General features: G+C 68.0%; 33 protein-coding genes. 28 read left to right on the top strand and 5 right to left on the bottom strand.

All coding sequences use genetic code 11. The features are described from left to right. Positions 1-4 precede the first annotated feature (4 nt). Complete coding sequence (locus IT072_RS03810) at positions 5-271, bottom strand: hypothetical protein (RefSeq protein WP_223359514.1); 267 nt, start codon at positions 269-271, stop codon at positions 5-7. Positions 272-297: 26 nt separating this feature from the next. Here IT072_RS03810 and IT072_RS03805 point away from each other — a divergent pair, with 26 nt between their 5' ends. Beyond that, complete coding sequence (locus IT072_RS03805) at positions 298-2067, top strand: DNA cytosine methyltransferase (protein WP_223359513.1); 1770 nt, start codon at positions 298-300, stop codon at positions 2065-2067. 2 nt (positions 2068-2069) lie between these two features. On the opposite strand, the gene IT072_RS03800 is transcribed toward IT072_RS03805, so the two are convergent. Next, complete coding sequence (locus tag IT072_RS03800; RefSeq protein WP_223359511.1) at positions 2070-2627, bottom strand: hypothetical protein; 558 nt, start codon at positions 2625-2627, stop codon at positions 2070-2072. Between the two features lie 26 nt (positions 2628-2653). Here IT072_RS03800 and IT072_RS03795 point away from each other — a divergent pair, with 26 nt between their 5' ends. From IT072_RS03795 to IT072_RS03770, 6 genes are all read left to right on the top strand, one after another. Next, on the top strand, positions 2654-3076 hold the full coding sequence (locus IT072_RS03795) for an HNH endonuclease (RefSeq protein WP_223359509.1): 423 nt from the start codon (positions 2654-2656) through the stop codon (positions 3074-3076). Continuing rightward, a complete protein-coding gene (locus IT072_RS03790; protein WP_223359507.1) occupies positions 3076-3438 on the top strand; it encodes a hypothetical protein in 363 nt (120 codons plus the stop codon). The genes IT072_RS03795 and IT072_RS03790 overlap by 1 nt, the downstream gene beginning before the upstream one ends. A 152-nt stretch (positions 3439-3590) precedes the next feature. Further along, positions 3591-3779 (top strand): hypothetical protein, encoded by a 189-nt coding sequence (locus IT072_RS03785; RefSeq protein WP_223359505.1) that lies wholly within the window; start codon positions 3591-3593, stop codon positions 3777-3779. After that, complete coding sequence (locus IT072_RS03780) at positions 3776-4093, top strand: hypothetical protein (protein ID WP_223359503.1); 318 nt, start codon at positions 3776-3778, stop codon at positions 4091-4093. The genes IT072_RS03785 and IT072_RS03780 overlap by 4 nt, the downstream gene beginning before the upstream one ends. Then, positions 4090-4419: a hypothetical protein gene (locus tag IT072_RS03775; protein ID WP_223359501.1), complete on the top strand. Its 330-nt coding sequence runs from the start codon at positions 4090-4092 to the stop codon at positions 4417-4419. The genes IT072_RS03780 and IT072_RS03775 overlap by 4 nt, the downstream gene beginning before the upstream one ends. Before the next feature lie 109 nt (positions 4420-4528). Further along, the gene (locus tag IT072_RS03770; RefSeq protein ID WP_223359499.1) at positions 4529-4999 is read left to right on the top strand and encodes a hypothetical protein; all 471 of its coding nucleotides are present in this window, start codon (positions 4529-4531) and stop codon (positions 4997-4999) included. A gap of 196 nt (positions 5000-5195) precedes the next feature. Here the strand turns inward: IT072_RS03770 and IT072_RS03765 are convergent, their stop codons facing one another. Then, entirely contained in the window at positions 5196-5639 is a 444-nt protein-coding gene (locus IT072_RS03765; protein WP_223359497.1) for a hypothetical protein, read from the bottom strand. Positions 5640-5665: 26 nt separating this feature from the next. Here IT072_RS03765 and IT072_RS03760 point away from each other — a divergent pair, with 26 nt between their 5' ends. Genes IT072_RS03760 through IT072_RS03750 form a run of 3 tightly spaced genes read left to right on the top strand, consistent with a single transcriptional unit; the run spans position 5666 to position 7021 of the window. Beyond that, positions 5666-6439: a hypothetical protein gene (locus IT072_RS03760; RefSeq protein ID WP_223359495.1), complete on the top strand. Its 774-nt coding sequence runs from the start codon at positions 5666-5668 to the stop codon at positions 6437-6439. Then, positions 6436-6834 (top strand): DUF4326 domain-containing protein, encoded by a 399-nt coding sequence (locus IT072_RS03755; RefSeq protein WP_223359494.1) that lies wholly within the window; start codon positions 6436-6438, stop codon positions 6832-6834. The genes IT072_RS03760 and IT072_RS03755 overlap by 4 nt, the downstream gene beginning before the upstream one ends. After that, the gene (locus IT072_RS03750) at positions 6824-7021 is read left to right on the top strand and encodes a hypothetical protein (protein ID WP_223359492.1); all 198 of its coding nucleotides are present in this window, start codon (positions 6824-6826) and stop codon (positions 7019-7021) included. Before IT072_RS03755 ends, IT072_RS03750 begins: the two co-directional genes overlap by 11 nt. Before the next feature lie 227 nt (positions 7022-7248). On the opposite strand, the gene IT072_RS03745 is transcribed toward IT072_RS03750, so the two are convergent. Continuing rightward, complete coding sequence (locus IT072_RS03745; RefSeq protein ID WP_223359490.1) at positions 7249-7575, bottom strand: hypothetical protein; 327 nt, start codon at positions 7573-7575, stop codon at positions 7249-7251. A 15-nt stretch (positions 7576-7590) separates the two neighbouring features. After that, complete coding sequence (locus IT072_RS03740) at positions 7591-7818, bottom strand: hypothetical protein (protein ID WP_223359489.1); 228 nt, start codon at positions 7816-7818, stop codon at positions 7591-7593. A 272-nt stretch (positions 7819-8090) separates the two neighbouring features. Here IT072_RS03740 and IT072_RS03735 point away from each other — a divergent pair, with 272 nt between their 5' ends. The 18 genes from IT072_RS03735 (at position 8091) to IT072_RS03650 (ending at position 22303) form a co-directional block, all read left to right on the top strand. Further along, on the top strand, positions 8091-8513 hold the full coding sequence (locus tag IT072_RS03735) for a hypothetical protein (RefSeq protein ID WP_223359487.1): 423 nt from the start codon (positions 8091-8093) through the stop codon (positions 8511-8513). Beyond that, positions 8503-9783 carry a PBSX family phage terminase large subunit gene (locus tag IT072_RS03730; protein WP_223359485.1) on the top strand — a complete coding sequence of 427 codons (1281 nt, stop codon included), beginning with the start codon at positions 8503-8505 and terminating at the stop codon, positions 9781-9783. Before IT072_RS03735 ends, IT072_RS03730 begins: the two co-directional genes overlap by 11 nt. A gap of 10 nt (positions 9784-9793) precedes the next feature. Further along, complete coding sequence (locus tag IT072_RS03725) at positions 9794-11368, top strand: hypothetical protein (protein ID WP_223359483.1); 1575 nt, start codon at positions 9794-9796, stop codon at positions 11366-11368. Then, on the top strand, positions 11349-11588 hold the full coding sequence (locus IT072_RS03720; RefSeq protein WP_223359481.1) for a hypothetical protein: 240 nt from the start codon (positions 11349-11351) through the stop codon (positions 11586-11588). The genes IT072_RS03725 and IT072_RS03720 overlap by 20 nt, the downstream gene beginning before the upstream one ends. Next, a complete protein-coding gene (locus IT072_RS03715; protein WP_223359479.1) occupies positions 11585-11761 on the top strand; it encodes a hypothetical protein in 177 nt (58 codons plus the stop codon). The genes IT072_RS03720 and IT072_RS03715 overlap by 4 nt, the downstream gene beginning before the upstream one ends. A gap of 1 nt (position 11762) precedes the next feature. After that, complete coding sequence (locus tag IT072_RS03710) at positions 11763-12950, top strand: phage minor capsid protein (protein ID WP_223359477.1); 1188 nt, start codon at positions 11763-11765, stop codon at positions 12948-12950. A gap of 57 nt (positions 12951-13007) precedes the next feature. Next, positions 13008-13319, top strand: a complete 312-nt coding sequence (locus tag IT072_RS03705; protein WP_223359476.1) for a hypothetical protein — start codon at positions 13008-13010, stop codon at positions 13317-13319. Between the two features lie 114 nt (positions 13320-13433). Continuing rightward, the gene (locus tag IT072_RS03700) at positions 13434-14123 is read left to right on the top strand and encodes a hypothetical protein (protein WP_223359475.1); all 690 of its coding nucleotides are present in this window, start codon (positions 13434-13436) and stop codon (positions 14121-14123) included. An 18-nt stretch (positions 14124-14141) separates the two neighbouring features. Beyond that, entirely contained in the window at positions 14142-15149 is a 1008-nt protein-coding gene (locus IT072_RS03695; protein WP_223359474.1) for a major capsid protein, read from the top strand. A gap of 11 nt (positions 15150-15160) precedes the next feature. Further along, positions 15161-15568, top strand: coding sequence for a hypothetical protein (locus IT072_RS03690; protein ID WP_223359473.1), 408 nt, complete (start codon positions 15161-15163; stop codon positions 15566-15568). Positions 15569-15641: 73 nt separating this feature from the next. Continuing rightward, the gene (locus IT072_RS03685) at positions 15642-16088 is read left to right on the top strand and encodes a hypothetical protein (RefSeq protein ID WP_223359472.1); all 447 of its coding nucleotides are present in this window, start codon (positions 15642-15644) and stop codon (positions 16086-16088) included. A gap of 2 nt (positions 16089-16090) precedes the next feature. Next, the gene (locus tag IT072_RS03680) at positions 16091-16510 is read left to right on the top strand and encodes a hypothetical protein (RefSeq protein WP_223359471.1); all 420 of its coding nucleotides are present in this window, start codon (positions 16091-16093) and stop codon (positions 16508-16510) included. After that, entirely contained in the window at positions 16507-16848 is a 342-nt protein-coding gene (locus tag IT072_RS03675) for a hypothetical protein (protein WP_223359470.1), read from the top strand. The genes IT072_RS03680 and IT072_RS03675 overlap by 4 nt, the downstream gene beginning before the upstream one ends. Positions 16849-16850: 2 nt before the next feature. Next, positions 16851-17246 (top strand): hypothetical protein, encoded by a 396-nt coding sequence (locus IT072_RS03670; protein WP_223359469.1) that lies wholly within the window; start codon positions 16851-16853, stop codon positions 17244-17246. Next, entirely contained in the window at positions 17239-17679 is a 441-nt protein-coding gene (locus IT072_RS03665; protein WP_223359468.1) for a minor capsid protein, read from the top strand. The genes IT072_RS03670 and IT072_RS03665 overlap by 8 nt, the downstream gene beginning before the upstream one ends. Positions 17680-17736: 57 nt before the next feature. After that, positions 17737-18483 (top strand): IPT/TIG domain-containing protein, encoded by a 747-nt coding sequence (locus IT072_RS03660; protein WP_223359466.1) that lies wholly within the window; start codon positions 17737-17739, stop codon positions 18481-18483. Positions 18484-18505: 22 nt separating this feature from the next. Next, the gene (locus IT072_RS03655) at positions 18506-19087 is read left to right on the top strand and encodes a hypothetical protein (protein ID WP_223359465.1); all 582 of its coding nucleotides are present in this window, start codon (positions 18506-18508) and stop codon (positions 19085-19087) included. A gap of 186 nt (positions 19088-19273) precedes the next feature. Further along, positions 19274-22303 (top strand): phage tail tape measure protein, encoded by a 3030-nt coding sequence (locus tag IT072_RS03650; RefSeq protein ID WP_223359463.1) that lies wholly within the window; start codon positions 19274-19276, stop codon positions 22301-22303. Positions 22304-22452 lie beyond the last annotated feature (149 nt).

Raw genomic sequence — 22452 nt, 5'->3', positions numbered from 1 at the left:
CGCGCTAGGTGTAGAGACGGACGAGTTCCCGCCAGTCGTCGGCGAGAGCTGCATGTGCGTCCGCCGTGAGCGACGCGTCGACGAAGCCCCACTTGCCGCCGTGCTTCTTGATGAAGCCGATGTCCGTGCCGCGATCACTCTCGTCGAAGCGCCTGAGCACCCAGTGATCTCGTGCCTGGCCCCCTATCTGGTAGGTGTGACCGCTACGTCGAAAGGGCGCACTGAACGTCGCAAATTCAGGGAGTTCTTCGGGCACGTCATCTTCAACCATGTCGCGACTCTAGCGGGAGGCACTCGATGAACGGCCTCACCGCTACCGACCTCTTCTGTGGCGCGGGCGGTTCGTCAACCGGACTCGTCGCGGCGGGGTTTCGGGTGATCATCGCGGCGAACCACTGGGCGCGCGCGATCGAGTCGCACCAGCTGAACCACCCCGACACGGACCACAGCAACGCGGACATCTCGCAGGTGAACCCGGCCTACTTCCCGCGCACGGACATCCTGTGGGCGTCGCCGGAGTGCACGAACCACTCGATCGCGAAGGGCGTGAAGCGGCAGCGCGCCGAGGACGCCGCCCTCTTCGACCTGAACGGCACCCGCCCGCTGGTCGACGAGGCCGCGAACCGGTCCCGCGCGACCATGTGGGACGTCCCCCGGTTCGCCGAGTACCACCGGTACAAGGCGATCATCATCGAGAACGTTGTCGACGCGCACCGGTGGATCCAGTTCCCCGCCTGGCTGATGGCGATGGAGCTGCTCGGCTACCAGCACGAGATCGTCTGGCTGAACTCGATGCACGCGCAGGGCGCCGGCCTGCCCGCCCCGCAGTCGCGCGACCGGATGTACGTCGTCTTCTGGCGCAAGGACATCGCGTCGGCGAAGAACCCGCGGCCGCGCCTCGAGCAGTGGACTCGCCCGCTTGCGGTGTGCGTCGAGCACGGCGAGGTGCGCGCGGTGCAGGCGTTCAAGAAGGCCGAGGCGTGGGGCCGCTACCGCGCCCAGTACGTCTACCGGTGCCCGAAGTGCGCCGTCGTCGTCGAGCCGGCCTGGCTGCCCGCCGCGTCCGCGATCGACTGGTCCATCCGGGGCGAGCGGATCGGGGACCGGAAGAAGCCACTGGCGGAGAAGACGCGCCTGCGGATCGAGAAGGGCATCGAGCGGTACTGGAAGCCGATCGTGGTCGCGGCGGCCGGGAACACGTACGACTCGGCGTCCGGCAAGGGCGGCAGCTACATCCGGGCGTACCCGGTCGACGAGACGATGCCGACGCAGTCGACAACGGTCCAGCACGGCGTCGCCGTCCCGCCGCTCGTCATGCGGAACTACAACAACCGCGGCGCCGGCGACCTGTGCACGCCGACCGATGAGCCGATCCGCACCCTCACCGCATCCGGCGCGACGCCGTCTCTCCTGATCCCGGTCGAGGGCCGGGAGGGGAAGGTCGCGGCGCCCGTGACGGACCCGATGCGCACCCAGTCGACCCGCGCCGAGACGGCGCTCATGGTCCCGGCAGGCGGCACCTGGCGCACGGACGCGACGCCGGTCGCCGACGTCATGCCGACGCGCACGACGGCCGAGACGGACGCGCTTGTGATCCCGCTGCGCAACCACGGCGTCGCGAAGCCCGCCGAGCACCCGATCGACACCGTCGCGGCGAACGGCAACCACCACGCACTCGTCATGACGAACAACCACGCGAACCGGTCCCGCCCGGTCGACGAGACCCTGCCGACCGTCACGACCGCGACGACCCACGCCCTCGTGATGCGCAACAACCAGGGCGGCGCCGAGATGAGCACGCCCGTCACGGAGGAGCTGCGCACGCTCACCACCGGCGGCCACCAGTCGCTCCTCGCGGCCGAACCGATCTCGCTCGACGTCGACGATGTCGAGTTCCGGATGCTCGAGCCTGACGAGATCAAGCGTGGCATGGCGTTCCCGACTGACTACGTCCTCCTCGGCTCGAAGCGGGAGCAGGTCAAGCAGTCCGGCAACGCGGTGACCCCGCCGGCCGCCCGCGACCTCGGGCACGCGGTCGCCGAGTTCCTCGGGGCGGTGGCAGCGTGAGATCATCCAGACAAGGCGGCGCCTGCCTCCTCGCACAAAGCGGCTGCCGCCTTTGGGTCGTCTACCCACAGGTCAAGTCGGTCTTGAATTTGCTGCGACAGCGCCATCATGCCCGGGAAATCGCTGGCAGCGAGCGGGGCCTTGTAATACACGTTCGATGCCCACCCCGTTATCAAGCTTGCGGTCGGCTCGTCGGCTTCACTCTGCAAGCGGATCAGGAGGTCGACTCTCGACGTGTCGGCAATGTCCTCCTCCATCGCTTGCTGGACGCTGAGCCCCGCGACGCGTTTCGCGAGGAAAGAGTTCGCGTACATCTTGAGCTCTCTCGCAAACGGTATGCGAAGTCGACGCGCTGCAGCCTCGGCCATGGCCTTGTGGACCTCGTTCGTCTCCGCGGCGGCATCGGCAGTCTGCTGCCATGCCTTAAGCGCCGATTCCTGAGCGTCGTCAGCCGACCGCTTCGACGAGGCGGCGGACATCGCTGCGACGAAGGCGGTACCAGCGCTCAGTACCGACGCAGCTGCGCCCACGATCTCGATCCATCCCGTGCCATCACTCATGTGCGCACCCTATCGGAGGTGGCGGCGTGATCGGCCCGAAGTTCGCGAAGCCGACGCCGACCGAGGAGGCACGCGCGTACGACGCGGCGACGTTCCGTGACCACGGTGTGTGCGTCCGCTGCCTCCGCGTCCATCCGATCTGGGGCGTGAACCGAGACCACCGCAAGGGGCGCGGCGTCGGCGGCCTCACCGTCGTCGAGAACCTCCAGCTCCTCTGCGGGTCCGGGACGACCGGGTGCCACGGGTGGAAGAGCTCGCACCCGGCCGAAGCGCTCACGAGTGGCTACGCCGTGCCCGGGTACGCGGACCCGCTGGTCTGGCCGGCTCGCCGCTGGGTCACGACCGTGATGGGCACTGTCCGCCAGGTCTGGGTGCTGTATAGGCACGACGGCACTTGGGACGAGATAACCGACAAGGACGCCGTCTGGCGGATGCAGGGGGAAGCCTGATGGCGAATCTGAACTGGGTGCGGGTGGACGTGAACCTCCACAGCAACCACAAGACGCTCGAACTGCTCGGGCAGCGCGGCGGCGACCACGCGATGTGCGTGTGGGTGTTCAGCCTGGGCTACTGCGGCGGGCAGGGGAACGACGGGTTCATCCCAGCGGCCGCGCTCGGCCTGATGCACGGCCGGAAGCGCGACGCCGAGTTGCTTGTCGAGGTCGGGCTGTGGGAGCCAGTCGACGGCGGCTGGCAGATCCACGACTGGGCCGTCTACCAGCCCTCCGATGAGGAGTCGCGGGCGCGGTCCGAGAAGGCGAGAAAGGCTGCCGCGGCGCGGTGGGCCAAGCAGAAGGGAGCAGCAGCATGAGCACTGCTACAAGCAATGCTCCGAGCATTCGACCTGAGCAGTGCTCGGCGGCTTTGGGAGCAATGCACGCAACGAACGCAACGGACGCAACTAACGAACGTGTCCAAGACCGAACCGGAAATTCTTCTGTTCCTGAGCGCACGAGTGAAGCTGTGGATAAGTCTCCGCGGGTCAAGGTCGCCTGCATCAATTGGAGCCACGCGGACGCACCCAAGGCCCTGTCGTACCTGCTCCGCGATGACGAAGCGGTCGCCGAGGCGTATCACGCCACCTGGGCGCAAGCGATGGAGCGGGCGAACGACCTTGCTCGACGGGTGTACGCAGCGGGGGTTCTCGCATGACCGAGGGGTTCGTGGATGTGCACACGGCGATCACGGTCGAGCACTACAAGCGGCTGCACCAGCTCGCGACGCTCCACGACACGACGGTCGGCGCGCTGGTCGCTGAGCTGACGCGCCGGGCGCTGACGCCCAAGCGGATCGGCCGGCCGACCAAGTACACGCCCGCGCTCGGCGAGCGGATCTGGGACGACCGGTGGATGCACCGCACGTGGGAGCAGATCGCCGAGGAGGAGCACATCGCCGTCGAGACGGCGAAGAAGTACCACGCCCGCTACGTGATCGAGCACCCAACAGCAGGAGGACGAGCAGCATGAAGCACCAGGACATCGAGATCGAGCGCTTCGGCGCTCAGGTCAGCCCGCACCAGCGGGTGCGGATCACGCTGAAGGAGCGCGCCGGAGGCCGGTGGGGACGCGTGACCCGCGTCCGACAGGTCACTCTGCCCGAGCGCGACCTCGTCGCCGCCCTTCGGGAGGCGAGGCTCTACGAGCGCATCGAGGTGAGCCGGGCGGAGAGGACAACCGTCGAAGCGGATGTCGCGATGTTCGCCGCGCTCTGGCAGCTCCCAAACCCATCGCAGCGCGCGAAGGATGCGCGCCAGGCACTCTGGCAGCGCCTCCTACTCCGGATGGGGCTGTGATGAGCGGCGTCCCCCGGCCGGCGGCGCCGCACCTGAGCCCGGACCAGCGCCTCACGGTGTTCGAGTTCGAGTACCGCGGGACCGACACGTTCGAGGAGGCCGATCGCGCATGACCGCGCTCATCAGCTCGGCCTCCATGACGGGGTCGACGTTCTGGCGGCAGTCGCGGGACGGCGACCCGCTCGGCCTCGCGCTGCACCGCCGCCACTACTCACGCCGCCGGTACGCCGACGGCCGTGACCCTGCGCTGTTCGTCGGCCCGGGCGAGAAACTCGTCCTCGTCGCCCATGACGACGATGCGCTGTTCGTCTGGCGGAAGTTCATCGACGCGTCTGGCCAGAAGGGCGTCAACTGTGCCATCTTCCGCAACGAGTCCCCGTGCGTCGCCTCCGAGATGATCATCGACGCCGAGACGTGGGCGCGCGATCGCTGGCCGGGCGAGCGCTTCTACACCTACGTGAACCCGCGGCGCATCCGCTCGACGAACCCGGGCTACTGCTTCAAGCGAGCCGGGTGGACGACGTGCGGGGAGACTCGCGGGCGTCGGCCGCTCGTCGTCCTCGAGAAGGTCCCGTCGTGAGGCTGCGGCGGGCGCGATCGACGACGTCGCTGCTGAACGAGCGCCCTCTGTCCTCGTGGTTCGAGCCAGCGTCGCGACCGAAGCCCGCGCCGGCGAAGTGCAAGCCGTCGTGCTGCAAGACGCCATTCGGCTGCGGGCGGCATCTCACGTGCACCTGCCATCAGCAGGAACGGGGTGAGCAATGACTACAAGCTCACTATTCTGCGGTGCCAGGGAAGCCCTTGGAGGGGTCGGCGGACAGCTTGCGACGTATCTCGATCTGATCTCTTGTGGGCAATACCCGGAAGTAGACCGCACGGCGGCCGCGACGCTCGATCCACTCCATCCTCCACGGACCGCTAGTGAGCGGAAGAAGGCCGCGAACTTCGACGTCGACACCGGGAGGCATATCGAAATAGTCACGCCACTCGCTATCCCAGCGTTGAATCTTCGCTCGGGGTCCGTCAAGACCGCCGTATCCCGCCTCGATTTGCACAACATAGGCCGTCCGCCGGCCAAGGTACCGAAACTGCCAGAGATCGCCGTCGAGGCGCCGAAATCGCCACTCGACCGGGTTCCAGTACCGCCGTCGGAGCCGCTCTCCAGCCCACAGCAGGGCAGCGACGATCAGACCCGTTGCAATGCCCGTGACCCATTCCATCCCCGAATCCTACTGAGGAGCCAGCCATGACTCTGCTCTGCATCACCAACGACGTCGCGGACCTGCGCTCCTGCACGATCCGCGATCAACACCTCTCCACGTGCGAGGACGACGCCTGCACCGGCTGCCTCCCGCGGCCGGCCGAGCGGGGCCTCCTCTGCTACTCGTGCGCGACGAAGCTCGACGAGGCGCTCGCGCTCACCGTCGCCCTCATCTCCCACTGCCGATCGATCGAGACCGGCCCGCGAGACACGTCCGGCGTGCGCACAGCACCAGGCTCGCGCGTCATCCTCCCGACATCGTGGGTGCAGGCCGACACCCTGTACCGCGCGCTCGCCGCCGTCGCCGTCGCCTACTCCGTCGACTGGCACGTCGACGAGCCCGAGTGGGACATCACCGCCTCCCACCACCAGGGTTTCCACCCCGAAGCACCGATCGAGGCTGTCTGGTGGGTGACCGAGCTCCTCGTCCGCTACGTCACCGACAGCGTCGAGCGACTCCGGACGAAGCACCACGGCGCCGCCGAGGCGGTCCGGTACGTGCACGCAGTCCAGACCGCCCTGCACGCGTTCCCGCTCGAGGAGAAGCCGCGCCGCATTCGCCACATCCGCTGCCGCACCTGCCAGCACGAGTCCCTGCAGTGGCGGCCACCGCTCGAGCACCTAGACCCGATCGTGATCCAGTGCTCGAACCCGGGCTGCGGCGCCCTGTGGGATCCGCAGATGGTCGACTTCGACATGCGGGTGCTGCGCGAGGATATCGAGGCCGAGCTGCTCGGCAGGAAGGGAAAGGCAGCATGATGAGCCACCTGTACAAGCCGGGCAAGTTTTCGGACGACTGCCAGGTGATGCTCGCGCGATATCCGTGCCCCTACCCGTCGGAGGAGCACCCACACCACGTTCAGCTGAGTCGGAGAGCGGGCTGGCGGAAGCCGGAGAACACGGTCGTCGTCGCGCGGCCATCGAAGTGGGGCAACCCGTTCCCGCTCTCTGAGTACGGCCGTGACCACGCCATCGCCGCGTTCCGCGCGATGCTCGAAGACCCCAGCACCCGGGCAGCGCTGGAGTATCCCGAGCCGGAGGAGATCCGGGAGGAGCTCGCCGGGAAGAACCTCGCGTGCTGGTGCCCGCTCGACCAGCCGTGCCACGCCGACGTGTTGCTGGAGGCCGCGAACGGAGGTGCGAATGAAGACTGAGCTCACCGTCGCCGAGGCCGTCGTCGCGAGCGGCCGCTCCAAGACGACCGTCTACCGATGGATGGACACCGGCCTGCTGCGCTTCGAGGAGACATCCGACGGCCGCACCGTCCGCTCGATCGACCTCATGCGAGTCGCCGGCCGCCAACGCCGCGGACGCCCCCGTGGGAGCGGCAAGACCCGGTAGACACGCCGAGGATCACAGGCGTGCATTAATTCGGGAAAACCGGAACCATAGACAGTGTCGGATGGAGAACTCCACCCACAACGGCCCCGCCACCTTCCCCCAGGTGACGGGGCCGTTGCCATGAGCACGGTCGCGTCCGCGTCAACACGGTCGGTTGTGAGCCGTGAAGGCTGCCCATGACGCTTTACCTTTCGGGCCAGGCAGACCTGCGCGGCGCGACCGATGGTCTACTGCTGAGTGCCGCCGCCCATGCCTTCCACAGCCTTCTTCATGAGCATCTCGGCAAACGCCTGTCCACTCGCGGCCCCCTGTTGCTCGGTGATGAGCTTGCTGTCGAGGATCTTGGTGATCCTGTCGTCGATGTTCTGCTTGATGTCGTTGGTCAACTGCCTGGTCTCAGCGGTCACTCGCTTGATCTCCTCAAGCGCCGCGTTCGTCCGACCCTCGGTATCGCGGGCTAGCTGAAGCTGGCGGCGAGACAATATGCCCTGCCAGATGGCGACGACTGCCGAGACGATGGCAACGCCCAGAGCAACGATGCTGATGGGATCCATGGTTTCCTCTCGTGTCTACGCGCCGAGCAGCGCGTTCGCCTTCGCGCGGATGCTGGTCTCGCTGATGCCGAGCTCGTTGTTCGGGTCGCCCTCGATCTTGAGGTCCACCTCGATCGCATCCACAGTGCTCATCCCGTTCTCCCGGGCAACATCGGCGAGCTGTTCAGCAAACTGCTGCTCGACCATCTCTCGCCCACGCTCATTTGCGTTCTCGCGAAAGCCTTCCCAGCCACTCATATCCACGTCGACAACCTTCCACTTCGCCTCGTCGGGTACGAGGCACCTGTAACCACGGTAGAGACCGTCACCGACATGAAAAGCCGCAGCGCCGTCGTGTCGCAATCCCACCCGAGGCCCACGGCCTCACTCCGAACGGGCAAGAGGCCCAACCGAGGTGATCGACCATGCCGGGTAGACCAGTCGATGGCGAAACGCGCGAACAGATCGTGGCGGCCGCCCGCGAGGGGAAGACCCGGAACGCGATCGCACGCGAATTCGGTGTCGCTGGCGGGACGGTGACTCGCATCTGTACGGATGCCGGGGTCAGCTTCGACCGGTCGGCGACGGAGCTCGCGGTGCGCGCCCGGTCGATCGATCTCGCTGAGGAGCGTCTGCTCGTGGCGCAGAAGATGCTCGCGGTCGCCTCGGACATGCTCGACCAGCTGGACGCCCCGTACGAGGTGTTCAACTTCGGCGGCAAGGACAACACGTTCGAGTCGGCCGTGCTGGATGCGGCGCCGGCCGAGGTGCGCCGCAACGCGGTCGTCACGGCGGGGATCGCGTTCGATAAGGCGACCCGGGTGATCGAGAAGTCGGACCACGGGCTCGAGGAGGCGGTCGGTACGCTCGACGTCCTCGCTGCTGGGTTCAAGGCTGCGGCGGAGGAGATCCGGGCTCGCGAGTCAACGCCGGCCGATGGCGAGCCCGATGAGGCTTGACGAGATCGAGCGCCGCGTCTCCCGTGCGCAGATCCTCTCCCTCGTCGACGCGACCTCCCGGAAGCTGGCGCTCTGGTACGGGTCGGTCTCGGCGGGCAAGACGGTCATCTCGCTGTTCGCGTTCCTGATGGCGATCCCGAAGGCACCGCGCGGCGGCCTGATCGTGATCGTCGGGAAGTCGCTGCAGACGATCTACCAGAACGTGTTCGTCCTCCTGCAGAACACCGAGATCTTCGGTTCCGCGATCGCGAACCAGGTGCACTACACGCCGGGCAGCACGACGGCGTGGATCCTCGGCCGTGAGGTCATGCTCGTCGGCGCGAACGATGCGAAGGCTGTCGGCCGCATCCAGGGTGCGACGATCGGCCTCGTGTACGTCGACGAGGCGGCGCTGCTCCCGCAGGAGTTCTGGAACATGCTCGTCTCCCGTCTCCGCGTCGCCGGCGCCCGCCTCCTCGCCACGATGAACCCGGCGAGCGCGAACCACTGGATCCGCAAGGACTGGATCCTGCAGGCCGCCGAGAAGAACCTCGTCAGCTTCCACTTCACGATGGCCGACAACCCGGCCCTCGACCCCTCGTACATCGCCGACATGGAGCGCTCGTACTCGGGTGTCTTCTACGATCGGATGATCCGCGGCCTGTGGACGAACGCGGCCGGTGCGATCTTCCCGATGTGGGATCCGCACGTGCACCAGATCCCGTTCGCGATGATGCCGCCGCTGCAGTCGATCATCGGTGTCGGTATGGACTACGGCACGACGAACGCCACGACCGCGATGATGCTGGGCCTTACCGACGAGGCCGACCCGCGGCTGGTGTTCATGGACGAGTGGGGCTGGAACAGCCGCGAGGAGGGCTACACGCTCTCCGACGTCGAGCTGTCGAAACGATTCCGGAAGTGGCTGCCGCAGCAGCACACCCCGTACCCGTCCGACCTGGAGCCCGCGTTCATCTTCCGCGACCCGTCGGCCGCATCGTTCGCCCGACAGCTCATGGACGACGGCATCAGCACCTGGCCGGCGAACAACGACGTCCTCCCCGGCATCGCGACGATCTCGAACCTCCTCGATCGCCGCAAGCTCATCGTCACCGACCGGTGCGAGAACTGGCTCTCCGAGGTCACCGAGTACCGATGGGACGAAAAGGCAACCGACGGCGGCGAGGACAAGCCGCTGAAGGATAACGACCACTGGCTCGACGGCGGCCGCTACGTGACCCATTCGACCAAGCACATCTGGACACCGGAACTGGAACCGGTCGCAGCGTAGAGGAGGCACCGTGGCGCTTCCCGACGCGAACAGCTCTTGGCCGCCGAAGCCGTGGGACCAGGCGTACAAGGTGTACAGCGAGTCCGAGGTATGGCGCGTCGGTGACCCGGACGCCATCCACGACTTCTACCGCGGCGAGCGCCCAGCCGCGACACACCGTCACAACGGCGAGCTCCACGAGGGCGGCGTCGCCGGCTGGGTGTCGTCGAAGTTCTGGGGCCGCCCCGTCCCGCCCGGGCAAAACCGCACCCGTCTGCACGTGCCCGCCCCGGCGGACGTCGCGTCGATGGCGTCGGCGAACATCTTCTCGAACCCGCCCGAGCTGCGCTTCTCCGACAAGCAGTCGCAGGCGACGCTCGACCGGCTGGAGCTGATCGGCAACTCGGACGAGGCACACGCCACGTTCAACACCATGGGCGAGCTGAAGTCTGTCTTCGGCGCCTCCGTGCTCACCACCGAGTGGGACACGGAGACAGCCGACCACGTCTGGCTGTCCGCGTACGGTGCCGACGTCGCCCTGCCCGAGTTCCGGAAGGGCAAGCTCGTCGCCGTCACGCTTTGGACCGAGTACCGAGTGGGCAGCGTCTACTACCGGCACCTCGAGCGCCACTCGATCGGTCGCATCGAGCACGCCCTCTACGCGGGCTCCTCTGACAAGGTCGGGCAGCGGGTTCCTCTGCAGGATCACCCGGAGACCGAGTACCTCGCGACCCTGGTGAACGGTGACAGCGCGATCGAGACCGGCCTCGACCGGCTGACCGCTTCGTACAACGTGAACCTCCCGTCGTGGGCGTGGCGGAAGAAGGGGCAGCTCGCGTCGGCCGGCCGCTCCGACTTCGCCCAGCTGTACCCGCTCTTCGACGCGCTCGACGAGGCGTACTCGTCCTGGATGCGTGACCTGAAGCTCGGCGCGGCGAAGGCCGTCGTCCCGCAGGCGTACCTCGACACCCTCGGCCGCGGCAAGGGCGCATCGTTCGACATCGACCGCGAGCTGTTCGTCGGCCTCGCGACGCCCGGCAACCCGGACGGCGACAAGATCGAGCAGGTCCAGTTCGACATCCGCGTAGAGGAGCACGAGGCCACGACCACCGAGCTGTGGCGCATCATCTACCGCACGGCCGGTCTCGGCACCCGCTCCGTCGACCGCGACGCCGGCAAGCAGCTCACGGCCACCGGCGAGCTGCTGCAGGACGACGACAAGGAAGCCACCCGCGGCAAGAAGATCCTGTACGACAAGCGGGCCATCGCCGAGCAGCTCTCGGTCGCGCTCGAACTCGACGGCAAGCTCTTCCCGGGCAAGGGCGGCGGCCGCTTCGACCTCCCCGAAGTCCGATTCCCCGACAGCGCGCAGGTCGACCCGGAGAAGCAGGCCCGCACGATCCAGTACCTCTCGGCTGCGTCCGCGATCTCGATCTGGCAGTCGGTGAAGATGTTCAACCCCGACTGGGACGACCCGACCATCCAGGCCGAGGTCGACCGCATCCTCGACGAGAAGCGCTCCTCGACCGCGCTCGCTCCCGACCCTGCCACCTTCACCGGCGACCCGACCCAGGAGGAAGAGACCGATGACCCAGCCGACGCCTGACGCGATTCGCGGTGTGAGCCTCGAAGAGTTCGAGCGCGTCGTGCACGCGAAGGTCGCGGAGAGCGACCAGGTCGAGGGGCAGCGCGCGGTGTTCATCGCGATCGGCGGTTACCTCTTCCGTCCGGCCGACGTCCGCCTCGATTCGTACGGTTCGGTCATCATCTCGCTCGACGAGAACCCGGCCGCGACGGTCGGTACGACCACCGCTGAGCGCTCGTGAGCCTGGCGTTCTTCCTCCTGTTTGTCGCCGTGCTCTGGCCGGTCCTCACCTGCCTCGGCCGCGGCCGCCGCGACGGTGTCTCGTGGTTCGTAGTGCTCCCGCACCTGACCGAGTCGAAGAAGCGCCACACACGCCTGCAGCAGACCCGGAAGCACGGCGCCCGGAGGTACTGACGTGGCCCTTTACCTGCCCGACCCTGACGGTCCAGACCCGGCCGACCTGATCGAGGCGTTTGGCGCCGAGCTGGCCGCCCGCTACACCGCCGCCGAGCAGGTGCTCGCCGAGGCGATCGCGAAGCGCGCCTACGTCATCCTCGCTCTGCAGGCGCAGGCCGACGGTGAGCTTGCGGGAACGCTGGCCGCACAACAGCGGCTCCAGCAGCTCGCGATGGCTCGGCTCACCGCTCTGCGGGAGCTGCAGCGCACTGCTGAGCGGGAGGTCGCGCGGATCCGTCAGGCGGGGTTGGCCGAGAAGCTCGTCCGCGAGGCCGCCCGCTACGGCGAGGCGGCCGCCGTCGCCCAGCTCGGACTCGCGCGCCGCCTCCCGAACCGAGCACCGATCACCGCGACGTCCTCGTCCGCGATCGCCCAGCTCACCCTCGACCTCACCTCGCGGCTCGAGACGGTCAACGCGCGCATCCTCCGGTACCCGCAGGACGCCTACCAGCAGATCATCTCCGAGACCGCGCCGATCAATCTCCTCGGCGGCGAGACTCGACTCCGCGTCCAGCAGATCGCCGTGCAGAGATTCCTCGCCGACGGCATCGACGGCTTCACCGACCGCGCCGACCGCCGATGGCGGATCGGCACGTACGCGGAGATGGCAGGGCGCACGGCGACGCAGCGCGCCTACCAGGATGCCGGGGTTTGGCGAATGCAGCAGTCGGGTGTGAACCTTGTCACCGTCGTCCGCGGACTGGACTCGTGCAAGAAGTGCGCCGGCTGGTCGGGCAAGATCCTCTCCACGAGCGGCGACCCATCGGATGTGATCGTCCCGCACGCGATCGAGGACCGAACCGTGGCCGTTCGGGTCGACGGCACTGTGCAGGACGCACGGAATGCCGGGTGGGGTCACCCGAACTGCCGCTGCCAACTCGTCGCCTACCTCCCTGGCCTGACGATCCCGCAGGACGCGACCACCTACAACCCGAAGGCCGAAGCCGAGCGGGAGCGTCAGCGCGCGCTCGAGCGGCGCGTCCGCGCGGCGAAGCGTGACGCGTCGACCGCCGGTGACCAAGTGGCCCGGCAGCGGGCGCTCCGTGACGTGAAGGACGCGCAGGGCGATCTGAGGTCGTTCCTCGCCGAGACCGGCCGGAAGCGCGCGAGCTACCGCGAGCAGCTCCACTTCGCCGACGGTAAGTAGCTTCCCCGTGCAGTGCGGGGCTGGCCGCGTGATGCGGCACCACTGAAGGAGGGCGTGATGCCCAGAGAACAGATCAACCACCCGCCGACCCCGTCCTCACGCGTCCCCATCAGCGGCGCGGGCGTGCCGGCGGGCTTCGACTTCGCACCGTGGATGGATCCCGCGATCCACGTCGGGTGGCACCCCGGCTCGTGGGTGCAGCTCGGGCTGGAGCTGGATATCAGCTACGCCCGCTTCGCCATCGCCTCTCCGAACGGCTCGACGCCCGGCCGGACGCTCGTGTGGACCGACGTACTGACCTCGGACGAGATCGACAAGCTCATCGCCACGCTGAAGCGCGCAAAGCGCAAGGCATTCGGACGGCGGTAGCACCCCAGACCCCGTGCCGCCTGCGGCCCTGCACGCAGGCGGCACGGTCACGCCCACCGCAGGGGTGGATGCACACGTCGGCGAGAGGCCGGCACAACCGAGCTGGAGGCTCACATGACCACCCGCAGCACGCTGCACCCCGTCCTCACGGACCGCGACGGCCTCGCGATCATTGGCCGCACCCGCCACGACCTCATGGGCATCCGCTACGAGGGCGAGCCTGGCGGCAACACGCCCCCGGCGCCACCCGCGGGCGGCGACCCCACCCCGCCCGCGCCTCCCGCATCGGCGCCTCAGCCTCCGGCGCCCACCCCGGCACCGCCCGCGCCGACTCCCCCGGCACCGCAGCCGCCCGCGCCGGCACCGGCGCCGACGCCGCCGATCGACTTCCGCGGCGACCCCAACGAGTACATCCGCGACCTGCGCGACGAGAACAAGCAGCGCCGCGAGACGAACCAGACGCTCACGACCCAGGTCGGTGAGCTCACCCAGACCAACGAGACCCTGACGGCCCAGAACGCGCAGCTCGCCCGAGCGAACGCGGTCATCCTCGCCGCCGGCGCCCTCGGGGCGAACGCCGCGGCGATCCTCGACGCGAAGTCGCTCGACACCAAGCTCGCTGCGGTCGATCCCAGCGACCCGGAGGCGGTGAAGACCTTCATCACTGAGGCGATGGAGAGCAACCCCGCGTTCAAGACCGGCCCAACCCTGCCCCCGACGAGCGGAGGCGGCCACCAGGGCGGTCAACCACCCGCAGCACCCACCACCCTCGCGGGCGCCGTAAGCAAGGCGCTCGGAGGCTGACTCCACTAGGGAGATGAAATGCCAGTAACGCTCAACGAGTCGAAGAACAACGCGGTCGCGGATCTCGACGTCGCAGTGATCGACGAGTTCCGCAAGGAATCGGCGATCATGGACGCCCTCGTCTGGGATGACGCAGTCAACCCAGTCGGCGGCGGCGCCACCCTCGACTACGGCTACCGCCGACTCGCCACTCAGCGCAACGCGGCGTTCCGCGCCTACAACACCGAGTACACGCCCGAGGCTGTGACCACGACCAAGGTCAACGTCACCCTCGCCCCGCTCGGTGGTTCGTTCGAGGTCGACCGCGTCCTCGCCAAGATCGGCCCGGCCGCGTCCGGCTCGGTGACCCTGAACCTTCAGCAGACCGTGAAGAGCACGGTCACGAAGTTCCAGGACGCCGTGATCAACGGCGACACCGCAGTCGACGCGAACGGCTTCGACGGCCTCGACAAGGCCCTCGTCGGCTCCTCGACCGAGATCGGGACGGGAGCCGTGACCGACTGGCGCGACTTCGACACCGACACGCGCGCCGCGTTCAAGGCGCTCGACGCCATCGACGACTTCCTGTCGTACCTCGACGGCGCCCCGACCGTGATCTTCGGCAACGCTCGAGCGCTCGCCAAGGTCCGCGCCGCGGCCCGCCGAGCCGACATGTACGTCAAGAGCCCGATCGACGGTCTCGTCGGCCCGAACGGCCGCCCGATCGTACGCGAGCAGTACGGCGACATCGTGTTCGCGGACCCGGGCAACAAGCCCGGCACCAACAACCCGATCATCCCGATCTCGACGCGCACCGTCGGCGGCACGTCCACCACGGGACTCACCGACCTCTACGCGGTCCGCATCGGCCTCGACGGCTTCCACGGCGTCTCGACCGTCGGCGGCCAGCTCGTGCAGTCCTGGCTGCCCGACTTCTCCACCGCCGGAGCGGTGAAGAAGGGCGAGGTCGAGCTCGGCCCGGTCGCCGTCGCCCTCAAGGCGACCAAGGCCGCCGCCGTCCTCCGCAACATCCGAGTCAGCAGCTAAGGAGAGCCGACATGGCGAAGAAGACCATCAAGGCGCCCGTCGAGACCTTCGACGGGACCGTCGCGGGCGTCCGCTTCGAGAAGGGCGTCGGCTCGACCGACGACGAGGCGGCGATCGCCTACTTCGAGCGGCAGGGCTACAAGGTCTCCGGCTCCGACAAGGAGCAGGAACGCCCGTACCCCGAGGGCGACCCGTCCGACAAGTGGACGGTGAAGCAGCTCACCGCGTACGCGACGGAGCACCAGATCGACCTCGGCTCCGCGAAGGGCAAGGACGAGATCTGGAACGCCATCCAGCCGGGCGGCACCCCCTACAAGGGCCAGACCACGCCGGACGGGACCGCGCTCGTCAACGACAGCGCCGACCCGAAGGACAACACCGTGAAGGATCAGCAGACCCTCCCGGAGAACGTCCGCTAGCAGTACCCCTGGCGGCCCCTGAGTGACGCGCTCCGGGGCCGCCCCCGCAGACACCAGATCGGAGGCCACCACGATGGCACGCATCAAGCACCCCCGGCCGCAGCTCGGCCGCATCCGCGACCGCATCGCCGGGGTCGAGTTCATCGACGGCTACGCCGACATCGACCTGTCCGACAAGCCGAACCTCGCCGACGCGTACGCCATGCACGGCTACGAGGTCGAGCCGGAAGTCGCCGAGACGGCCACGATCAGCGACACCGCAGTCAGCGAGCACGAGGGCGACGAGAGCCTCGACTCGCTCACGATCCCCGAGCTGAAGGCCCTCGCCGACGAGTCTGGGATCGAGACGAAGTCGAAGTGGTCGAAGGCGGACTACTTGGAGGCCCTCGCGAACCACCTCGAGAACGTCATCGGCACCGCCAGCGCCGAGCTGCGGAAGGCCGGAGTGGAAGAGTCCGAGGTCCCCGCCGCGTCCGCGCGTGCCGAGGCTCTGGCCACGGCCGGGCTCGCAGAGGACTGAGCATGGCCCAGCGCGTCTACGCCACGGCCGCCGACTACACCGCCTACGCGGAGGAGCCCTTCGACGGCGACGACGCGAAGCTGGTCAAGCGGCTGCGGCGCGCGTCCGGCGTCATCGATGGGCTGACCCGCTTCGCGCGCTACGACCTCGACGAGGACGGCTTCCCGACCGACCCGGACGTCTCCAAGGCGTTCACCGAGGCCACGTGCGCCCAGGTCGAGTATTGGGAGACCACCGACGACCCCACCGGCGCCGAGTCCACGATGGGCCCGGTCCGCATCGGCTCGGTGTCGCTCGGCGGATCCGGCGTCGGCGGTTCAGCTCAGAATCACAACTCGGCAAGCGACTCCCGTGTCTCCCCTGAAGCGTACGAGATCCTCGCCAACGAGGGTCTCGTCGCACAAATCGTAGGCTCCCGATGAGGCTCCGCAAGAAGCACCTCCCCCACCGCGTCACCATCGAGCGCCTCGGCGGTGAGGGTGCGGAGGGAGCGATCTACGCGCCGCCCGCCACCGGCCGCCCCGCGTACGTCGAGCAGAAGTCGCGCCTTGTCGTCGACCGCCGCGCCGCGTCGGAGACCGCCGGCCAGGAGATTACCTCGACGACGTTCGTCGTGCTCCTCCCCGGCGACGACGCTCTCCCCGGCTCCTGGATCACCACGCACGCCGGAACCCCTCGCCAGCGACGCTCCCAGGTCATCGACTCCGCCGCGTTCGACTACCGCGGCACCCCGAACCACATCGAGCTGTACCTGGAGTAGCCATGTCCTACCGCGTCGACGTCACCACCCAGCAGCACGGCGCGGAGGTCATCGAGCAGATCCTCACGGGCGCCGCGACCGGCGTCAACCTCGGCGCCGAGTTCCTCCTCGGCCTGGCGAAGGCCCGCGCCCCGTTCCGTGACGGCGACCTCGTCAGCTCAGGCACTGTTCAGCGCGCCGACGACGCGATCGACATCGAGGCCGATGTCGTCTTCGACGCCCCCTACGCCGCGCGCTGGCACGAGGACGGCCCCCTCATCGACTCGCTCGGCCGCCACTACGAGGGCAGCTCGAACTTCCAGAACGGCCGCGAGTCCCACTACGTCGAGAACCCGGCGCGCGAGAACCGCCGCCAGATCGGCGCGATCGTCAGGAAGGCGGCGAAGGCCGGTGAGTGAACCTCTCTCCTACCCGGTCAGGCTCGGCCGCGGCGTCGCCCAGCACGCCGCGGACGCCGGCCTCGGCTCCTTCCGCCTCACCGGGCCGCCCTACACCGACCCCGAGGTCGGGATCCGCATCGACGGCGACCTCCCGACGACCTTCGACCGGTGCATCGTGCTTACCGTGCTCGACCCGACGCCGGATGGCCGCGAGGACCTCATCACACCGATCCAGTTCCGGTACCGCCTGGCGCCCGGCGCAACGCCCTCGGATGCCCGCAACTTCGGCTGGCGGATCCGGGAGACGTTCGAGCACCTCGAGCTCGTCCGATTCGGTGACGTCCGCATCAGCTTCGTCGAGTACCGCAACGCTCTGCCGTTTGGCGCCGACACCGTCGGCCGCCCGGGCGGCACCGTCACCTTCTACTTCCGCGGCCGCCGCCGCTCATAGACCCTCACGGGACCGTCGCACCCGCGGCACCAACCACCAACCACAAGGAGAGAGATCGTGTCCGATACCTCGATCTACGACGCCACGGTGCCCACCGAGGGTTCCGTCGCGCTCGCCCACCAGCAGATCATCCGCGTCAAGCGGGCCGGCGCCTTCGAGAACATCACCGGCGACGTGAACAACCTGCTCGACACCACCACACCCGTCACGGTCAAGCGGGAGGTCTACGGCACGAAGGGCACGGACTCGTCCGATGTGATCGGCCTGAACCACGTCGTGACCTTCGACTGCGAGGCCGTCCGCGACGACAACGGCGCGATCATCCAGCCCTGGCTGAAGGCCCTGCTCGTCGCCGCCCGCTCCAAGGGAGCCGCGAACAAGGTCGACGCCCAGCTGTTCGACGCTCTCGACGGGTCGATCGACGCGACCGAGGGCACCTTCGCGGTCGCGGTCGTCCCGCTGAACACCGGCTACGCCGACAAGGGCGGCTACAAGTTCACGCTCACCAGCGACGGCGTCGTCCGCGACGTCCCGTCGCCGGTCGCCGGCGACGGGAAGCCGTCCATCGAGTCCGTCCCCACCCCCAACGGCAAGACCGTCGGCGACCAGCTCGTCATCCGCGGTTACAACCTCGGCACCGTCACCGCCGGCACCATCGACGGCCAGGCGATCGCGAAGATCACGATCGTCGATGCGAACACGATCGTCATCGTGATCCCGGCCACGGTCGCCGGCGCGGCACCGATCATCCTCACCAACCCGAACGGGGCGTCCGCCGCGTTCAACGGCTACACGGCCGCATAGGCCAGAAGGGCACCGATCACAGATGGCATCGTTCTCGCAGCAGGGGCGAGACCTCCACATCACGATCGAGGGGGTGGATGACCCGTTCGTCATCCGCCCCCTGCCCGGTCGTCGTGGCCAGGAACTCACCGAGTACTTTCTCCGCATCGCGTCGCAGCAGCCGCTCGACGGCATCCCCGGAGCTCCCGCCGACATGGCCACCGTGCTCAACTGGGCGGTCAACGGCGTCGACGCCGACGGCGAATGGATCACCGACGGGGAGAACTCCCGCCGCGTCTTCAACGTGCTCACCCTCACCGAAGGCGAAGACGTCCTCCTCCCCGCCTTTTACTGGTCCTCGGTTCTCGGCATCAAGGGGGTGGAGGAGTACTTCGCCGCCGGCGGCGGGATGGCCGGCGGGGTAAAAGCACTCGGGTCGCTGACCATGACTTTGGGGATCTCGCCGCTGGTGACATCGCCCAGTTCGGTGTTGGCGACCCAGACCCCGTCACCGGCCGGTACGACTTCTACGTCTTCCCCGACGAGTGGAAGCGCGCTCGAGCGGCTGCCGCGCTGGAAGCGCAGCATCGGGCAGAACGGGCGGCGGCGGCGCGGGACGGCATAACCGCTGTCCAGCTCTGGTCCATCGCACTCCCCCACCTCTTCCAGGAGATCGAGTTCGACCTGCTGCGCGCCGGTCTGATCGACGACCTCGACGCTGCCATGAGTCATCGCACCTGGCACTTCATCCGCTCCGCGGTCGAGCAGCTGCTCAACGACACCGACACCTGGCTATGGAAGGCGGTAGTGGATGTTCGACGCGGGCGCACTGATCTATCGAATCCAGGTCATCGGGGCCGAGCAGGGCAAGAAGGCGATCCAGGACCAGGACCAGGCGCTCGGTAAGGCGGGCTCGACCGCCAAGCAGACAGCGACGGCGACCGAGGAGCTCGGCAAGAAGACCGACGAGACCTCGAAAAAGCAGCGCCAGTCGAAGTCGGACACCGAGGCGCTCGGCGGCTCACAAAAGCGCACCACGGAGAGCACCAAGACCCTCGGCCAGGAGCTCTCCTCGATGTCGGAGAAGGGCCAGCAGGCGGCGAAGGAGGTCGGCGCCGGGATGCTCGGTGTCGGCGCCGCGGTCTCGGTCATGGTCGGCGCGGCCGTCGCGAAGTTCAGCAGCTTCAGCGGCGAACTCGCCCAGGTGCAGACCCTCGCACACGCCGACACCGAGCAGATGCACCAACTGTCCGAGGCAGCGCTCACGATGGGCCAGAACATCGGTCTCTCGGCGAACCAAGTCGCGGAGGCCGAGACCGAGCTCGTGAAGGCCGGCGTCGACGTCGAGCAGCAGCTCGGCGGCGCGCTCTCCGGCGCGCTCAACCTCGCATCGGCGGGCCAGATCGACGTCGCGAAGTCGACCCAGATCGCCGCGGTGGCGATGACCCAGTTCAAGCTGGCGGGCCAGGACGTCCCTCACCTTGCCGACCTACTCGCCGCCGGTGCGGACAAGGCGCTCGGCGGCGTCGACGACCTCGGCATGGCCCTGAACCAGTCCGGCCTCGTCGCATCCCAGTTCGGGCTCACGATCGAAGACACGGTCGGCACCCTCTCGGCGTTTGCAAACGCGGGCCTCCTCGGCTCGGACGCCGGTACCAGCTTCAAGACCATGCTCCTCTCGCTCGCCTCGCCGTCGACGCAGGCGACCGAGCTGATGAAGAAGTACAACATCGAGGCGTACGACGCCCAGGGCAACTTCATCGGCATCACCGCGTTGGCTGGCAAGCTTTCCGCCGGGCTGAAGGATGCCTCGCAGGCTGAGCGTGACCACGCCCTCTCGGTGATCTTCGGCACGGATGCCATCCGTGCCGCGAACGTCCTCTACAAGGAGGGAGCCGACGGGATCCAGGGCTGGGTCGACAAGGTCGACGACAGCGGGTTCGCCGCCGAGCAGGCGCAGGGAAAGCTGAACAGCCTGGAGGGCGACGTCGGCAAGCTCGGCGCCGCGTTCGACACTGCGATGATCCGCACAGGATCCGGCGCGAACGATGTGCTCCGCGACATGGTCCAAACCCTCACGCAGGTCGTGCAGTGGTACAGCTCGCTGCCCGAACCCGTCCAGGCTGCCGCCCTCGCGATCGGCGTCGGCACGGCCGCAACCGCACTCTTCGGCGGCACGCTCCTCGTCGCGGTCCCGAAGATCGTCCAGTTCCGTGTGGCCGTCGCGACCCTCTCCGCCGAGTTCCCCGGCACGATCGCCCGCGCGAAGCAGTTCGCCTCCTTCCTAACGGGCCCGTGGGGAGTGGCGCTCGCGGCCGCCGCGCTCGGCGTCCAGCTCCTCTCGCAGTACCTCGACAGCCTGCAGGCGTCGTCCGACGAGATGACGAACTCGCTGAAGACAGCCAAGGACGCTGCGGATATCTTCGCGACGGCGGGCAAGGGCAAGGACTTCAAGTGGCTCACTGACGTGAAGGCCGACCTGAAGGATCTACCTGACGTGTTGCAGGCGGCCGCCGATCAGAGCGACAACGTGTTCGCGCGTTTCGATGACCGTCATTTCGGCGCCTTCGATGCGCTGAAGCAGGTCGGCGAGAGCTTGAGCACGCTCGCCCAGACGGACCTCCCCGCTGCGCAGCACGCATTCTCGTTGCTCGCCGACGAGACCGATGGCTCTCAGAAGGAGCTGTGGCGGCTCCTCAACACGATGCCGGCCTACAAGGACGCCCTCACGGCCCAGGCGACAGAAATGGGCATAAACGTCACCTCGGCAGACGAGGCTGCGAACAAGCACAACCTCCTCTCGCTCGCGATGGAGAACTCGACGCTCGTCACAGCGTCCAATGCCGAGACCACCGCGACCGCTGCATCCGCTTACCAGGATGCCGCAGACCAGGCGACCAGCCTGACGAAGCAGATCGATGAGCTGATCGAGTCGATCGACAAGGCCAATGGGGTCGGCCAAGACGCTGTCACCACGAACGCGACCTACCAGCAGGCGCTCGCCGATGTTGCGGACACGATCCAGAAGGCCCACGAGGGGGCAGAAGGCTACTCGACTTCGCTCGATCAGTCGACGTCGGCCGGCGCGAAGAACGCATCGATGTTCGCCGACCTCGCGGAGAAGTCGCAGGCCGCCGCCAAGGCGCAGTACGACCTCGACCACAACACGGACTCCTATCGGGCGAACCTCGTCGCGGGTCGGCAGGCGCTCATCGACCAGATCACCGCCCTGACCGGAAACCGGGATGCCGCGGCCGCCCTGGCCGATCAGATCTATCGGATCCCCTCGGAGAAGGAGTTCAAGCTCCTCGCGGACACACAGCCCGCGCAGCAGGCCATCAACAGCTTCGTCACGACGAACGATGGGAAGCGGCTCCGCATGTACGTAGACGCGTATGGCGGACAGGCGTACCAGGTGCCCGGGACGAATGTCCGGTTCAACGCCGAGGGCGCCGTCTACCCGCGCGTGGAGGCGTTCGCCGGCGGCGGCATTCGCGAGCACCACGTGGCGCAGATCGCCAAGGCGGGCACCATGCGGGTCTGGGCCGAGGCTGAGACCGGCGGCGAGGCGTACATCCCGCTGGCCGAGGCAAAGCGCGCACGGTCGACCGCGATCTTGCAGAGCGTCGCGACGCAGTTCGGCTACCAGCTGGTTCCGACTGCCGCAGCCAGCTTCGGAGACGGCGGGACATCCGGCTCGGCGACCAGATCGAGCGGCCTCCGCATCCAGGGGACCCTCGATCTCGGCAACGGGCTCACCGGGCTCATCGACGGCATCGTCCATGACGCGCTCGACGCTGAGCGCCGCATCTTCGACAACGGATCGCGACCGGGAGCGTAGACGATGGGTTACCGCAGGAACCGAGCCACAAACCAGGTCGTAGTTGTCAATGCCTCCGGGTGGGCGGCCGCATCGTCGACTGGCTCGCTCACCTCGGCCCGTGTCGCGCTCGCCGGAGTTGGCCAGCCGCTCCCCGGGATCGATACCGT

It is taken from the genome of Leifsonia sp. ZF2019, assembly GCF_019924635.1.
Taxonomy (GTDB): domain Bacteria; phylum Actinomycetota; class Actinomycetes; order Actinomycetales; family Microbacteriaceae; genus Leifsonia.
The sequence above is the reverse complement of the archived record's forward strand: the minus strand, read 5'-3'. Positions and strand labels throughout refer to the sequence as shown.

Bases quoted from the DNA above. Each gene is read 5' to 3' on its own strand.
- IT072_RS03810 (WP_223359514.1), bottom strand. From the start codon at position 271: ATGGTTGAAGATGACGTGCCCGAAGAACTCCCTGAATTTGCGACGTTC.
- IT072_RS03805 (WP_223359513.1), top strand. From the start codon at position 298: ATGAACGGCCTCACCGCTACCGACCTCTTCTGTGGCGCGGGCGGTTCG.
- IT072_RS03800 (WP_223359511.1), bottom strand. From the start codon at position 2,627: ATGAGTGATGGCACGGGATGGATCGAGATCGTGGGCGCAGCTGCGTCG.
- IT072_RS03790 (WP_223359507.1), top strand. From the start codon at position 3,076: ATGGCGAATCTGAACTGGGTGCGGGTGGACGTGAACCTCCACAGCAAC.
- IT072_RS03780 (WP_223359503.1), top strand. From the start codon at position 3,776: ATGACCGAGGGGTTCGTGGATGTGCACACGGCGATCACGGTCGAGCAC.
- IT072_RS03775 (WP_223359501.1), top strand. From the start codon at position 4,090: ATGAAGCACCAGGACATCGAGATCGAGCGCTTCGGCGCTCAGGTCAGC.
- IT072_RS03770 (WP_223359499.1), top strand. From the start codon at position 4,529: ATGACCGCGCTCATCAGCTCGGCCTCCATGACGGGGTCGACGTTCTGG.
- IT072_RS03765 (WP_223359497.1), bottom strand. From the start codon at position 5,639: ATGGAATGGGTCACGGGCATTGCAACGGGTCTGATCGTCGCTGCCCTG.
- IT072_RS03760 (WP_223359495.1), top strand. From the start codon at position 5,666: ATGACTCTGCTCTGCATCACCAACGACGTCGCGGACCTGCGCTCCTGC.
- IT072_RS03755 (WP_223359494.1), top strand. From the start codon at position 6,436: ATGATGAGCCACCTGTACAAGCCGGGCAAGTTTTCGGACGACTGCCAG.
- IT072_RS03750 (WP_223359492.1), top strand. From the start codon at position 6,824: ATGAAGACTGAGCTCACCGTCGCCGAGGCCGTCGTCGCGAGCGGCCGC.
- IT072_RS03745 (WP_223359490.1), bottom strand. From the start codon at position 7,575: ATGGATCCCATCAGCATCGTTGCTCTGGGCGTTGCCATCGTCTCGGCA.
- IT072_RS03730 (WP_223359485.1), top strand. From the start codon at position 8,503: ATGAGGCTTGACGAGATCGAGCGCCGCGTCTCCCGTGCGCAGATCCTC.
- IT072_RS03720 (WP_223359481.1), top strand. From the start codon at position 11,349: ATGACCCAGCCGACGCCTGACGCGATTCGCGGTGTGAGCCTCGAAGAG.
- IT072_RS03705 (WP_223359476.1), top strand. From the start codon at position 13,008: ATGCCCAGAGAACAGATCAACCACCCGCCGACCCCGTCCTCACGCGTC.
- IT072_RS03700 (WP_223359475.1), top strand. From the start codon at position 13,434: ATGACCACCCGCAGCACGCTGCACCCCGTCCTCACGGACCGCGACGGC.
- IT072_RS03695 (WP_223359474.1), top strand. From the start codon at position 14,142: ATGCCAGTAACGCTCAACGAGTCGAAGAACAACGCGGTCGCGGATCTC.
- IT072_RS03690 (WP_223359473.1), top strand. From the start codon at position 15,161: ATGGCGAAGAAGACCATCAAGGCGCCCGTCGAGACCTTCGACGGGACC.
- IT072_RS03685 (WP_223359472.1), top strand. From the start codon at position 15,642: ATGGCACGCATCAAGCACCCCCGGCCGCAGCTCGGCCGCATCCGCGAC.
- IT072_RS03680 (WP_223359471.1), top strand. From the start codon at position 16,091: ATGGCCCAGCGCGTCTACGCCACGGCCGCCGACTACACCGCCTACGCG.
- IT072_RS03675 (WP_223359470.1), top strand. From the start codon at position 16,507: ATGAGGCTCCGCAAGAAGCACCTCCCCCACCGCGTCACCATCGAGCGC.
- IT072_RS03670 (WP_223359469.1), top strand. From the start codon at position 16,851: ATGTCCTACCGCGTCGACGTCACCACCCAGCAGCACGGCGCGGAGGTC.
- IT072_RS03655 (WP_223359465.1), top strand. From the start codon at position 18,506: ATGGCATCGTTCTCGCAGCAGGGGCGAGACCTCCACATCACGATCGAG.
- IT072_RS03650 (WP_223359463.1), top strand. From the start codon at position 19,274: ATGTTCGACGCGGGCGCACTGATCTATCGAATCCAGGTCATCGGGGCC.